At 71.6% G+C, this 13,596-nt stretch carries 11 protein-coding genes; 4 read left to right on the forward strand and 7 right to left on the reverse strand.

Annotation, left to right across the window (positions count from 1 at the left end; genetic code table 11):
- Positions 1-116: 116 nt before the first annotated feature.
- Entirely contained in the window at positions 117-2,372 is a 2,256-nt protein-coding gene (locus tag OG272_RS20635; RefSeq protein WP_405894360.1) for an MMPL family transporter, read from the reverse strand.
- Positions 2,373-2,579: 207 nt separating this feature from the next.
- A complete protein-coding gene (locus tag OG272_RS20640; protein WP_327729284.1) occupies positions 2,580-3,179 on the reverse strand; it encodes a TetR/AcrR family transcriptional regulator in 600 nt (199 codons plus the stop codon).
- 202 nt (positions 3,180-3,381) lie between these two features.
- Between OG272_RS20640 and OG272_RS20645 the strand changes: the two genes are divergently transcribed.
- Positions 3,382-6,933, forward strand: a complete 3,552-nt coding sequence (locus OG272_RS20645) for a S41 family peptidase (RefSeq protein ID WP_405894361.1) — start codon at positions 3,382-3,384, stop codon at positions 6,931-6,933.
- A gap of 80 nt (positions 6,934-7,013) precedes the next feature.
- On the opposite strand, the gene OG272_RS20650 is transcribed toward OG272_RS20645, so the two are convergent.
- From OG272_RS20650 to OG272_RS20665, 4 genes are all read right to left on the reverse strand, one after another.
- The gene (locus tag OG272_RS20650; RefSeq protein ID WP_326582178.1) at positions 7,014-7,286 is read right to left on the reverse strand and encodes a hypothetical protein; all 273 of its coding nucleotides are present in this window, start codon (positions 7,284-7,286) and stop codon (positions 7,014-7,016) included.
- Positions 7,287-7,405: 119 nt separating this feature from the next.
- Positions 7,406-8,302 carry an SDR family oxidoreductase gene (locus OG272_RS20655; protein WP_327729282.1) on the reverse strand — a complete coding sequence of 299 codons (897 nt, stop codon included), beginning with the start codon at positions 8,300-8,302 and terminating at the stop codon, positions 7,406-7,408.
- Positions 8,299-9,246, reverse strand: a complete 948-nt coding sequence (locus tag OG272_RS20660) for an alpha/beta fold hydrolase (RefSeq protein WP_327729281.1) — start codon at positions 9,244-9,246, stop codon at positions 8,299-8,301. Before OG272_RS20660 ends, OG272_RS20655 begins: the two co-directional genes overlap by 4 nt.
- Complete coding sequence (locus OG272_RS20665) at positions 9,243-10,817, reverse strand: flavin-containing monooxygenase (protein WP_405894363.1); 1,575 nt, start codon at positions 10,815-10,817, stop codon at positions 9,243-9,245. Before OG272_RS20665 ends, OG272_RS20660 begins: the two co-directional genes overlap by 4 nt.
- Before the next feature lie 156 nt (positions 10,818-10,973).
- Here OG272_RS20665 and OG272_RS20670 point away from each other — a divergent pair, with 156 nt between their 5' ends.
- Positions 10,974-11,651 (forward strand): MerR family transcriptional regulator, encoded by a 678-nt coding sequence (locus tag OG272_RS20670; protein ID WP_327729279.1) that lies wholly within the window; start codon positions 10,974-10,976, stop codon positions 11,649-11,651.
- Between the two features lie 59 nt (positions 11,652-11,710).
- Here OG272_RS20670 and OG272_RS20675 read toward each other — a convergent pair whose 3' ends face one another.
- The gene (locus tag OG272_RS20675) at positions 11,711-12,505 is read right to left on the reverse strand and encodes an exodeoxyribonuclease III (RefSeq protein WP_326585785.1); all 795 of its coding nucleotides are present in this window, start codon (positions 12,503-12,505) and stop codon (positions 11,711-11,713) included.
- A 105-nt stretch (positions 12,506-12,610) separates the two neighbouring features.
- On the opposite strand from OG272_RS20675, the gene OG272_RS20680 reads away from it, so the two are divergent.
- Both OG272_RS20680 and OG272_RS20685 read left to right on the forward strand, forming a co-directional pair.
- Positions 12,611-13,087 carry a GNAT family N-acetyltransferase gene (locus OG272_RS20680; protein WP_327729278.1) on the forward strand — a complete coding sequence of 159 codons (477 nt, stop codon included), beginning with the start codon at positions 12,611-12,613 and terminating at the stop codon, positions 13,085-13,087.
- Positions 13,088-13,158: 71 nt separating this feature from the next.
- A complete protein-coding gene (locus OG272_RS20685; RefSeq protein ID WP_327729277.1) occupies positions 13,159-13,551 on the forward strand; it encodes a hypothetical protein in 393 nt (130 codons plus the stop codon).
- Positions 13,552-13,596: the final 45 nt, after the last annotated feature.

Genomic DNA, 13,596 nt, shown 5'->3' on the forward strand with positions numbered 1-13,596 from the left:
CGGTGAGGGCACCCGTCCCCACGGGCCCTCACCGGCGGTCCTGCGCGGCAGCCGGTCCTGCTCAGGCAGGCCGATCCCGCTCGGCAGCCGATCCCGCTCGGCAGCCGTCCGTCGCGTCAGGCGCGGACCAGCTCCCTGTCCTCGTCGTCCTCGGCCGACTTCTTCGCCGCGTCGTCGTGGGCCCGCAGGCCCTCACCCTCGACGTCGACGTTCGGCAGCGCGCGGTCGAGCCACTTCGGCAGCCACCAGGCCTTGTCGCCCAGGAGGGCGAGGATGGCCGGGACGATGGCCATACGGACGACGAACGCGTCGAAGAGGACGGCGATGGCGAGGCCGAAGCCGATCATCTTGATCATCGACTCGCCCGAGCCGATGAAGCCGGCGAAGACGGCCATCATGATCGCCGCGGCGGCCGCGACCACCCGGGCGCTGTACTTGAAGCCGGTCACCACGGCCTGGTTCGGGTTCTCGCCGTGGACGTAGGCCTCGCGTATGCGGGTCACGAGGAACACCTCGTAGTCCATGGCCAGGCCGAAGACCACGCCCACCATGAAGATCGGCATCATCGACATGATCGGGCCGGTCTCCTCGACGCCGATGAGCCCCGCCAGCCAGCCCCACTGGAAGACCGCGACCACGGCGCCGAGCGCGGCCAGCACGCTGAGCAGGAAGCCGAGGGCCGCCTTCAGCGGAACCAGGATCGACCGGAAGATCACGATCAGCAGGAGGAAGGCGAGGCCCACCACCAGCGCCAGGTACGGGAGCAGCGCGTCGGTGAGCTTCTGCGAGAAGTCGATGTTCATCGCCGTGGCGCCGGTGACCAGCACCTTCGCGTCCGTGTCCGCCGTCACGCCGGCGCCCTCGTCACGGATGGCGTGCACCAGGTCCTCGGTCTGCGTGGAGGACGGCTTGGAGTTCGGGATCACCGTGATCATCGCGGTGTCGCCGGCCTTGTTGAACGTCGCGGGGGTCACCGTGACGACGTCCTTGAGACCCTTGATCCCGTCCGTCACCGCGGTGGCGGCCTCCTGCGGGGACGCGCTGTCCTTGGCGTCGACGACGACCATCAGGGGGCCGTTGAAGCCGGGCCCGAAGCCCTCGGACAGCAGGTCGTACGCCCGGCGCTGCGTGGTGGACGTCGGCTGCGAGCCGTCGTCGGGCAGGCCCAGCTCCAGCTGGGTGGCAGGGACCGCGATCGCGCCCAGGCCGACCACGCCGAACAGCAGCACGGCGACCGGACGACGGACGACGAAGCTCGCCCAACGGGTGCCCATGCTGGGCTTGACCACGGCGGATTCCTTGCCGGAATCCGTGGCGGAGCCCTTCGCCTTGCGGCGTCCGAGCAGCTTGCCCTTCTCACCGGCCGGCCGGACCCTGCGGCCCGCGTAGCCGAGCAGCGCCGGGACCATGGTGAGGGCGATGAGGACCGCGATGACGACCGTGCCCGCCGCCGCGAGCCCCATCTTGGTCAGCATCGGGACGTTGACGACCGCGAGACCGGCCAGCGCGATCACGACCGTGAGGCCCGCGAAGACCACCGCCGAGCCGGCGGTGCCGACGGCCCGGCCGACCGCTTCCTCGCGTTCCCGGCCCTCGGCCAGTTCGGACCGGTAGCGGGAGACGATGAAGAGCGCGTAGTCGATACCGACCGCGAGACCGATCATCAGGGCGAGGGTGGAGGTGGTGTCGCCGAGGTCGAGCGCGTCGGCGAGGGCGGTGATGGTGGAGACGCCGATGCCGACGCCGATGATCGCCGTCAGCAGCGGCAGCCCGGCCGCGACGAGCGAGCCCAGGGTGACGACGAGGACGACCGCGGCCAGGGCGAGGCCGATGATCTCGCCGGTGGCCGCCGTCTCGGGCTCGGCCTGCAGGGCGTCACCGCCCATCTCGACGGTCAGCCCGGCGTCCTGCGCCTTGTGCGCGGCGGTCTCCAGAGCCTCCTTGGAGGAGTCCTTCAGCTCCATGCCCGGGACCTTGTACGTGACCGAGGCGTAGGCGACCGTCCCGTCCCTGCTGACCGCCCTGGTGGTGAACGGGTCGCTGACGGAGACGACTTCGGAGCCGTCGCCCAGTTCCTCGACGGTCTTCTCGACGGTCGCCTTGTTCGCGGCGTCGGTCATCTTCTCGCCGTCGGGCGCTTTGAAGACGACCCGGGCGGTGCCGCCGTCGGCGCTCATGCCGGGATAGCGCTGTTCCAGCAGGTCGAAGGCCTTCTGGGCCTCGGTCCCCGGGATGGAGAAGGAGGACGAGCCGGCGGCGGGCGCGGAGGCGGCGCCGACGCCCGCGAGCGTCAGCAGTGCCACCCAGAGCAGGGCTACGAAGTGTCGTCGCCGGAAGGCGAGTCGACCGAGTTTGTAGAGGAATGTGGCCACGGGGCGGTACTCCCGTTCAGGTCGTGGAGGTGCAGAGGGCAGGACGGATCAGCCCGTGCCGCGGGGAGGGAGGAGGCAGGGCGAGGCAAGGCAGGGGTGATCGGCCCGACGACATGAGCGGGTGGCGTCAGGTGGTGCTCAGCCGCACGTCGGGCGGCTGTCGCACAGGTGGGTCAGTGGGGTGCCGGTGGGGGTGTCAGTGGTGGGTCAGCCGATCGGTACACCGAGGGCGGGGAGGACCACGGCGTCGATGTACGAGACGAGGAAGGCCTGGGTCGGCGGCAGCTCTTCGAGCAGCGTCCGGGTGACGAAGGCGCCGAGCATCATGTGCATCACGAACTCGAGCGCGGGGTTGTCCGGCCGGACCTCACCGCGGTCGACCGCGCGCTGCAGCACCCGCTGGAACTCCGCCATCTCCGGTTCGACGAGGAACTCGCGGAACGCCCCGAGCAGTTCGGGGTTGGTGTGCACCGCCATGGCCAGCCCACGCATCAGCGCGGAGCTCTGTTCCATGGCGCAGTCGTCCTCGCGCCGCACCAGGGCGTGGAAGTCGCCGCGCAGGGATCCGGTGTCGACACCGGTCCAGGTCATCGACTTCTCCTGCCGGATCGCCTTCGCGACCAGCTCGGCCTTGCCGCCCCACTGGCGGTAGAGGGTGGCCTTGCTGGAGCGGGTGCGAGCGGCCACGGCGTCCATGGTGAGGGCGTCGTAGCCGACCTCCCGGAGCAGGTCGAGCACGGCCGCGTAGAGCTCGGCCTCGCGCTCGGGCGTGATCCGACTGCGGCGCACCGTCGTGGTCTCAGTCATCCCACTCCCCTTGCTCCGGCTGCACGTTCGAGACGACAAGGCTACCGGCCGCACGGCATGGCACGGGCCGGACACACCGCCTCTCGAACGAAACGGTTTCGTACGCTTAAGACGATATACCGAGAGCTGAAGAAAACGAAACGGTTTCGTTCGTGTCGTGGGTCACGCGGTGAAGTTGCCGGGGCCTCCCGAGAGGAAAAGCATGGGAGAGGTGAGCGACACCTACGAGCAAGGGACAGGCCGGGAGCAGGGGACGGGCCGGGACACCGGCTACCTCCGCTTCCCCCACCTCAACGGCGACCGGCTCTGCTTCGTGGCCGAGGACGACCTGTGGCTGGCCCCTCTCGACGGCTCGGACCGCGCCTGGCGGCTCACCGTCGACCGTACGAAGGTCAGCACGCCCCGTTTCTCGCCCGACGGCCGGCACATCGCGTACACGAGCTGGCGGAGCATCCTCCCGGAGATCCATCTGACGCCGGTGGACGGCGGGGCACCCGCACGCCGGCTCACCCACTGGGGCAGCCCCGACACCGAGGTCCGCGGCTGGACGCCCCCGACCCCCGACACCGGGGGCCGCTCGGACATCCTGGCCGTCGCCTCCCACGGCGAGCCGTTCTCGTACTTCACCTGGGCCTACAAGGTGCGCACGGACGGCGACCCCGGCCGCAAGCTCCCCTGGGGCCCGGTCTCCGACATCCAGTGCGCCGAGATCGACGGCGAGCGCCGCACCCTGCTGCTCACCGGGACGCCCCCGCACGAACCGGCGTCCTGGAAGCGCTACCGGGGCGGAGCCATGGGCCGCCTCTGGCTGCACGGCGAGCGGCTGCTGGCCGACCTCGACGGGCACCTCCACTCGCCCATGTTCGTCGGCGGCCGGATCGCCTTCCTCTCCGACCACGAGGGCATCGGCAACCTCTACTCCTGCGCGTACGACGGCTCCGACCTGCGCCGCCACACCGACCACGACTCCTTCTACGCCCGGCACGCGGCCAGCGACGGCACCCGGGTGGTCTACCAGTGCGCCGGCGACCTGTGGCTCGTCGACGACCTCGCCGCCGACGCCGTCCCCCGCCGCCTCGACATCCGGCTCGGCGGGGCGCTCACCGGGCGGCGGCGATACCAGGTGCCGGCCGCCCAGCACGTCGACGGCATCTCCGTGGACGAGACGGGCCGGGCGAGCGCGGTCGTCGTACGCGGCAGCCTGTACTGGCTGACCCACCGCGACGGCCCCGCCCGGACCATCGCCGACACCCCCGGCGTACGCGTCCGGCTGCCCGAGATGCTCGGCTCCGGCGGCCAGGTGGCGTACGTGACGGACGCGGACGGCGAGGACGCGATCGAGATCGCCTACCTCCCCCGGGCCACCGGAGACCGCGAGCCCCGCCGCCTCGCCTCCGGCGGCCTGGGCCGCGTCCTGGAACTGGTGTCCGACCCACGCGGCGAACGCCTGGCCATCGCCGCCGACGACGGCCGCGTCCTCCTCCTCACAGTGTCCGAGGCGTCGGACGCGTCCGAGGCATCCGAGGCCCCCGATGCGTTCGACGTGTCCGATGCGTTCGACGCGTCCGGCAAAGCGGCTGCCGACGCGGGCTCCGAGGAATCGAGCGGCGAGGTCACCGAGCTCATCACATCCCTCAACGGCCCCGTCCGCGACCTCGCCTTCTCACCCGACGGCGCCTGGCTGACCTGGTCCCACCCGGGCATCGGCCGCACCCTCCGCCAGATCAAGATGGCCCGCATAAAGGACCGGATCGTCGTCGACGTCACCAACGGCCGCTTCGAGGACGAGAACCCCGTGTTCACGCGCGACGGCCGCTACCTCGCCTTCCTGTCCTGGCGCGGCTTCGACCCGGTCTACGACGTCCACACCGGCGACCTGTCCTTCCCGCTCGGCTGCCGCCCCTACCTGGTCCCGCTCTCCTCCGCCACGCCCTCCCCCTTCGCCCTGAACCCCGACGGCCGCCCGGTCGCCGGGGGCATGGACCCGACCGAGGACGAGGACACCGGCGGGACGGTGACCGTCGAGACCGAGGGCCTGGAGAACCGCGTCACGCCCTTCCCCGTCACCGCCTCCAAGTACTCGGCGCTGCACCCCGTCGCGGGCGGCGGCCTGGTCTGGCTCCGCTGGCCCATCTCGGGCGCCCTGGGCGAGACCTTCGCCAACCCGGACGACATGACCGGCCGCCCGACCCTCGAATACTTCAACATCAGCAAGGCCAAGAAGTCCGAACTCGTCGACCATCTGGACTGGTTCGCGGTCAGCGGCGACGGCTCGCGGCTCGTGGTCGTCGACGAGGGCGACCTGCGGGCCGTCCCCTCCACCGAGTCCGGCGACAGCGACTCGACCGTCTGGATCGACCTCCGGCGCATCCTGCACGAGGTCGACCCGGCCGCGGAGTGGCGCCAGTCGTACGCGGAGGCCGGCCGCCTCATCCGCGCGTACTTCTGGGACCCGAAGATGAGCGGCATCGACTGGGACGGCGTCCTCGACCAGTACCGCCCGCTGGTCGAACGGGTCGCGTCCCCCGACGAGTTCGCGGACCTGCTGAGGGAGGTCCTGGGCGAACTGGGCACCTCCCACGCCTACGTCTCCGCCGCGCGCCGCAACGAGGGCCCACCCCACTACCAGCGCCGCCAGGGCCTCCTGGGCGCCAACTTCGTCCGCCGGGACGACGACTGGACGATCCGCCGCATCCTCCCCGGCGACTCGTCCGACTCCAAGGCCCGCTCCCCCCTGGCCGGCACTGGCATCCGGGAGGGCTCGGCCCTGACCCACGTCGACGGCCGCCCGGTGGACCCGACGACGGGCCCGTACCCCCTGCTCGCGGGCGCGGGCGGCTCGACCGTCGAACTGACCTTCGCCCAGCCCGTCGCCCACCACCCTTCCGAGGAAGCTTCCTCGGAAGGCCCTTCGGGCCCCTCCGACGCCGAGGGCGCAGGCCTCTCCACCACGGAAGGCGCAGGCCTCTCCACCGCGGAGGGCGAAGGCCTCTCCACCACGGAAGGCGCAGGCCGCTCCCGCCGCGTCGCCGTGGTCCCCCTCATCGACGAACGCCCCCTCCGCTACCAGGACTGGGTCGCCAAACGCCGCGAGGTCGTCCGCGAGTTGAGCGGCGGCCACTGCGGCTACCTCCACATCCCGGACATGGGCGGCTCTGGCTGGGCCCAGTTCAACCGCGACCTGCGCATGGAGGTGTCCCGGCCCGCCCTGATCGTCGACGTGCGCGGCAACGCGGGCGGCCACATCAGCGAACTGGTCGTCGAGAAACTCACCCGCACGATCCTCGGCTGGGACCTGACCCGAAACGCCCAGCCGGTGTCGTACGCGTCGAGCGCCCCCCGCGGCCCGGTGGTGGCCCTGGCCGACGAAGCGACCTCGTCCGACGGCGACATGATCACCGCCGCCTTCAAGCTCCTCAAGCTCGGCCCCGTCGTCGGCCTGCGCACCTGGGGCGGCGTCGTCGGCATGACCGGCCGCCACCAACTCGGCGACGGCACGGTCATCACCGTCCCCATGAACGCCGCCTGGTTCGACGCGTACGGCTGGACCATCGAGAACCGAGGCGTCACCCCGGACCTGGAAGTCCTCCGCACCCCCCTCGACTGGGCCGAGGGCCGCAACACCCAACTGGACGCGGCGGTGTCCCTGGCCCTGGACCTCCTGAAGTCCCACCCCCCGGCGGACCCCCCGGACTACACGAACACCCCGAACAGATCCCGCCCGAAGCTACCGCGACGCCAGCAAGCCCCGTAGGGGCGGCGAACACAAACGCAGGGCGCCCTCCTGAAAAGGAGGGCGCCCCACGTCACGCACGACCGAAGCCGAGCCGGCACCTACCCCTCGTAGTCCTGCCGGAACCGGTCTTCCTCGTCCCGCATCAGCCGCTCGGACTCCTCGTCCCGTCGCGGCGCACCACGCTCCGGCTGCCCGTGCTGCGGCTGACGCTCACGCTGCGGCTGCCCGTGCTCGCGCCCGTTGTCACGCTCGCGCTCACGCTCACCAGGCCGCTGAGCCCGCTGGTGCTCCTCCGGCGACTGGCCGGCCTTGCGCTTGGCCTGCTGCTTCAGCTGCTCAGCCTTGTCCTGGAACTGGTCCTTCATGCCCATGTGGATTCACTCCCGTAGTGGGTGAGGGGATCGGGCCTCGACCAGACAAACACGCGCCGACATCCCACGCATTTCGATCAGTAACGCTCCGTCATCCCCACTCAGCCACCCGCCCGGGATCATCCGCTTTCCGGCGCCCCCACCCCCCGCGTCCGCTCGTCCGCGGCCCCACCGGCCCCCACCAGCCCCTTGGACACCTCACGAAGCCGCGGCTCCATCCGCCGCACCTCCCGGGGCGCGAACGTCCCTATGAGCCCGGGGAGATACCCGCGTACGCCCTGCATCCCCCGCAGCCACCACTGCCCGTACACATGACTGGACCGCCGTTCGATCCCGGCGACGAGCCGGTCCACGGCCGGCCCCAGCGGATACGTCTTGCCGGCCGGCCACGGCAGCCGCTCCCGCAACTCCCGCAGCGCCTCGTCCTTGTCGGCGCCGCGCACCATGTCCGTGTCGGTCCAGGACAGATACCCGACCCCGACGCCCACCCCCTGATGCCCGACCTCAGCACGCAGACAGTGCGCGTACGCCTCGACGCCCGACTTCGACGCGCAGTACGCCGTCATCATCGGCGCCGGAGTGATCGCGGCGAGGGAGGCGATCTGCAGCAGATAGCCCCGGCTCTCGATCAGCGCCGGCAGGAACGCCCGCCCGGTGACCGCCGATCCGACGAGGTTGACCTCGATGACCCGCCGCCAGGAGTCCGGGTCGGAGTCCACGAACGGCCCGCTGTTCGCGACCCCCGCGTTGGCGACGACGATGTCGATCCGCCCGAACCGCTCCTTCACCTCCGCCGCGACCCGCGCCATGGCCTCATGGTCGGTGACGTCGGCGTGCCAGAACTCGCTGTCCCCGTACAGCCGTTCCGACACCCGCTTCAGCTCGTCCGGTTCGAGGCCGACGAGCGCGACCTTCACCCCGCGCACCGAGAGCTTGCGCGCGAGGAGTTCCCCGACGCCCCGCGCGGCCCCGGTGACGACCGCGACCCGCCCCTCCAGGGTGCTGCCGTTGCTCATGCGCCCGCCTCCTCCAACTCGTCCCGCCCGGTCGTCGCGTACCTCGTCGCGTACGTCGTCACGAGCCCGCGTATCCGGGCGGTGACCGCCTCCGGCGCCTCCACCGGCGCCATGTGCCCGACCCCGGTCAGCTCGCTCACGCCCACGCAGTCGGGCAGCGCGGCGGCCAGCGCCCGCGCGTGCACCGGCGGGGTCATCCGGTCCGCCGTGCCCACGACGACGGCCGTCGGCACCGTCAACTCCCGTACCCCGTGGTCGACATCGAGCGAGGCGAGGACATGCGACCAGGCGTGCCGCACCCTGGCCGGGCACGCGTGCACGATCCGCGCACACGCCTCGACCATCACCGGCGACGAACCGGGGCCCATGGTCGCGTACTTGAGGATCCGCCGAGCGACGGGCGTGACCGGCCCGAGCGGCGCCCGCGAGCCGAGGACCTGCCGGGTGAGCCAGGTGCGCACGCGCCCCGGCCGCATCGGCACGACCAGCGACTCGGCGACCAGCTTCGAACTGCCCGTGCTGCACAGCAGGACCGCCGCCGCGTGCTCCCGGAAGCGCGCCCGCCCGGCCGCCGCCATCAGCGTCATCCCGCCCATGGAGTGCCCGGCCAGGACCGCCTTCTCGCCCGGCGCGAGCGTCGCCGCGAGCACCGCCTCCAGATCGTCGGCGAGGGCGTCCGCGCTGCACACGGCGGAGGCGGGACTGCGGCCGTGACCGCGCTGGTCGTAGACGACCACCCGGTGGTCGACGGCGAGGTCCCGGACCTGCGCCGCCCAGTACGCCGTCGAACACGTCCAGCCGTGCACCAGCACCACCGCGGGCGCGTCCTCGGGTCCGTGCACCTCGACGTGCAGCCGCGCCCCGTCGGCGGACACGGCCGCCAACTCTCTTACGGCGACGGGCGGCGCGTAGGGCCCGTGCTTCACATGGGTCAGTCGGGTCACGCTCCGGCCTCCACCTTCGCCGTGTCGCCCTTCCTGGGCGTCTCCTCGTTCTCCGTACCCGGCCGTGCCGGCCGCAGCACCGCGTACTCGCTCAGATCGACCCGTCGGGTCGCGCCCCGGAACTCGGACGTCGTCCCCGGCCAGACGGTCGTGTTACGGCCGTTGGCGTCGAGATACCAGCTGGTGCAGCCGCCGGTGTTCCAGACCGTGCCCTCCATGCGCTTCTGGACCCGCTCGTTCCAGGCGTCCACGGCCGCGGGCCGGGCGTCGAGGGCGGCCCGGCCGCCCAGCACGTCCAACTGCCGTACGAAGTCCGCCATGTAGTTCAGCTGGGACTCGATCATCAGGATCATGCTGGAGTTCCCGAGGCCCGTGTTGGGCCCGATGATCGTCATCCAGTTCGGGAACCCGGCGGCCGACGACCCGCGCAGCGACCGCATCCCGCCGTCCGCCCAGGCCTCGGCGAGGGTCCGGCCGTCGGCGCCCACGACCCGGTCGGCGATGGGCATGTCGGTGACATGGAACCCGGTGCCGAAGACGATCGCATCGACCTCGGCGGCGGACCCGTCGGCGGCGACGAGCGTGGAGCCGTCGACCTTGGCCAGCCCGGAGGCGACCACGTCGACGTTCGGCTGCGTGAGCGCCGGATAGTAGGTGTTGGACAGCAGGATGCGCTTGCAGCCGATGCGGTAGTCGGGGGTGAGCCGGGCGCGCAGGTCCGGGTCCTTGACGGTCCGGGCCAGGTTCCGCTTCGCCACCCGCTCCACCACGCCCAGCACCTTGGGCCGCTTGGTGAAGGCCTGCACCTGCAACTCCCGCATGCCCCACAGCAGTCCGCGCCGGGCCTGCGCGGTGAAGGGCAACTGCCGGTGCAGCCACCGCTCGACGCCGCCGATGCCCCGGTCGACCCGCGGCAGCACCCAGGGCGGGGTCCGCTGGAAGAGGGTCAGCCGGCCGACCTCGGGCTGGATCGCCGGCACGATCTGGGCCGCCGAGGCGCCCGTACCGATCATCGCGACCCGCTTGCCGCGCAGGTCGTAGCCGTGGTCCCAGCGGGCGGAGTGGAAGACCTCGCCGGGGAACGAGCCCAGCCCCGGCAGCTCCGCCTCGGTCGGGATCCTCGGATCGGAGAGCGGCCCGGTCGCGGAGACGACGACATCGGCGGACAGCGGCCCGGTCGCGGTCTCGATGTCCCAGCACAACCGCTCCCCGTCCCAGGCCATCCTCATCACCTCGGAGTCGAAGCGAATATGGGACCGCAGCCCGAAGACGTCCGTCACATGCTCCAGATAGGCCCGGATGTGCTCCTGCCCGGAGAAGGCGCGCGGCCACTCATAGTCGGTCGCGAACGAGAACGAGTACAGATGGGACGGCACGTCACAGGCGCACCCCGGGTAGTCGTTGTCCCGCCAGGTGCCGCCGACGGAACCGGCCCGCTCCAGGACGACGAAGTCGGTGATCCCCTCACGCCGCAGCCGCACGGCCGCGCCGAGCCCGCCGAACCCGGACCCGACCACCGCCACCCGTACATGCGGCCCCCGCCGCCCCTGCCCCTGCTGCCGTTCGGCCATCCGGTACCTCCACGCCTCATCGCGTGCGCACACCGCGTTCGCACCTCGTGTCCACGCCAGTAATCACTGGCGCAGTGGGAGCGTAGGGCAGGACCGTACCGATGGGTAGGGGTCGGGCCCTCTGGAGTTACCAGCGGTACGACATAGGCTGCGCGCGTGGCAGAAGACGGCGAGCGACACGAGTACCGCATGGAGGAGCTGGCCGGGAAGGCCGGCATCACCGTCCGCACCCTGCGCTTCTACCGGGAGCGCAAACTGATCCCGCCACCCCGCCGCGAGGGCCGTATCGCCTGGTACGACGACACGCACCTGGCCCGACTGCGCACGATCTCGGCGCTGCTGGAGCGGGGTCACACGCTCAGCGGCATAGCCGAGTTGGCGGAGGCCTTCGACGAGGGCCGCGACGTGGGCGAACTGCTCGGCCTCGGGGCCCCCACCGAGGAGGTCCCGGTCCGCCTCTCCCCCGAGGAACTCGCCGACCACTTCGGCGACCAGGCGACCTCGGAGAACCTCGCCGCCGCCCTCGAACTCGGCTACCTCGCCACCGACGGCGGCGAGATCGTCCACATCAGCCGCCGCCTCCTGGAGGTCTCGGCCGCGCTGGTCCGCGAGGGCGTCCCCCTCGCCGACGTCCTCACCGCCGGCCGCCGCGTACGCGAACACGCCGAAGCCCTCGCCACCCTCTTCACCGACCTGATCCTCACCCAGCCCGGCCGCACCCCCGAGGACCTCAACCGCCTACGCCCCCTGGCGAAGAACGTAGCGGAGGCGGAGCTGTCCCTGGCCCTGGACCGGCGGCTGCGGCAGGCCGAAGCGGGCGATCAGGGGCCGTAGCCGGGATCGGCCCCGACGGTCGGCCCCGGCGGTCGGCCCCGGCGGTCGGCCCCGGCGCGTCAGAGGTCGTAAACCGCCGTCACCGGCGCATGGTCCGACCACCGCTCTGCGTGCGTCGCGGCCCGCTCCACGAACCCCTTGACCGCCTTGGCGGCGAGCCCGGCCGTGGCCACCTGATAGTCGATCCGCCATCCCGAATCGTTGTCGAAGGCCCGCCCTCGGTACGACCACCAGGTGTAGGGCCCCTCGACATCGGGATGCAGGGCGCGCACCACATCGACGTACGCCCCGTCACTGGCGTCGAAGACCTGCCCGAGCCAAGCCCGCTCCTCCGGCAGGAACCCGGAGTTCTTCTGGTTCCCCCGCCAGTTCTTGAGGTCGGCCTGCTGGTGGGCGATGTTCCAGTCGCCGCACACGACGACCTCGCGCCCGTCCGCGGCGGACCGCTCCCGGAGCTCCTTCAGATAGGCGAGGAACTCCCCCATGAACCGGACCTTCTCGTCCTGCCGCTCGGTCCCGACCTCACCGGAGGGAAGGTAGAGGCTGGCCACGGTGACGCCGGGCAGGTCGGCCTCGACGTACCGCCCGCTCCCGTCGAACTCGGCCGATCCGAACCCGACCTGGATCCGGTCGGGTTCGCGGCGGCTGTAGAGCGACACGCCCGCGCGCCCCTTGGCGGCGGCCGGGGCGTGCACGACATGCCACCCCTCGGGCTGCCGCACGCCCTCCGGCAGCTGCTCCGGCTCGGCCCGCACCTCCTGCAGACACACCACATCCGCCGAGGTCCCGGCGAGCCACTCCACGAAACCCTTCTTCGCGGCGGCCCGCAGCCCGTTCACATTCACAGAGGTCACAGTCAGCACCCGGGCACGATACCCGCACCCAGGACGGCGTCCAGATCCCGACGAAGATCACACCTGACCGCAGCCCGCCTCTTGCATAGATGTACGATGCAGCACATGATTATCCGCCGCGTGTCCTTCGACCACCCCGACGCCGTCAAGCTGAACGACGAGGTCCAGGCCGAGTACAGCGTCCGCTACGGCGACGACGGCGACGCCACCCCCATGGACCCGGCGCACTTCGAAGCGCCGGCCGGGCTGTACCTGATCGCCTACGACGAGCACGGCAGAGCCGTCGCCACGGGTGGCTGGCGCAGCCAGGACACCAACGACGAGGGTTACCAGGACGGGGACGCCGAGATCAAGCGGATGTACGTCACCCCCGAGGCCCGCGGCCTGGGCCTGGCCCGCCGCATACTCGCCGACCTGGAGTCCGACGCCCGCGCCGGCGGCCGCACCCGCATGGTCCTCGAAACCGGCGCCAAGCAGCCCGAGGCCGTGGCCCTCTACACCTCCAGCGGCTACGAGCCCTGCGCGAAGTTCGGCTACTACCGATTCCACGATCTGAGCCTGTGCTTCGCGAAGCCCCTCTGACCGTGCCCTCCGTGCCCTGGGGCCCGTAAATCCCGGTGCCCGCATCGGCGTTGGCTGCCTACGGTGTCCCCGTGACGAAGAACAACCGCCTCCGCCGTCTCGTCGTGGGCGACACCACCTGGCACTGGACGGTCCGCCAACTCCCCCACCGTGTGGCCCACGAGCACTGCCGCCTCAAGCTGTCCCTCTACCCGGAGGGCCCCCGGCGCCGCCGCCTGGTCCTGCTCTTCGGCCCGTCCGAGGACCGCGTCGTCTCGAACTGCTACTTCGACTCCGGCGCCCTGGTCCGCCGTTCCGACCACGCCTACCTCAACCTCCACGAGCCCGGCACGGTCCGCCGCCTCCTGGACGCCGCCGCCCCGAACCTGGACCTCCACCCGTCGGCCCAGACGGTCGAGGTGGACGGCTGGCCGTACTTCGACGCGATCACCGAACCGGCAACAGGCGCCGCCACCCCGTCCTGACAACACGTCAGAGCCCCCAGCGGTGATCACCACTGGGGGCTCTGA

This window comes from Streptomyces sp. NBC_00104 (genome assembly GCF_045160825.1).
GTDB lineage: Bacteria > Actinomycetota > Actinomycetes > Streptomycetales > Streptomycetaceae > Streptomyces.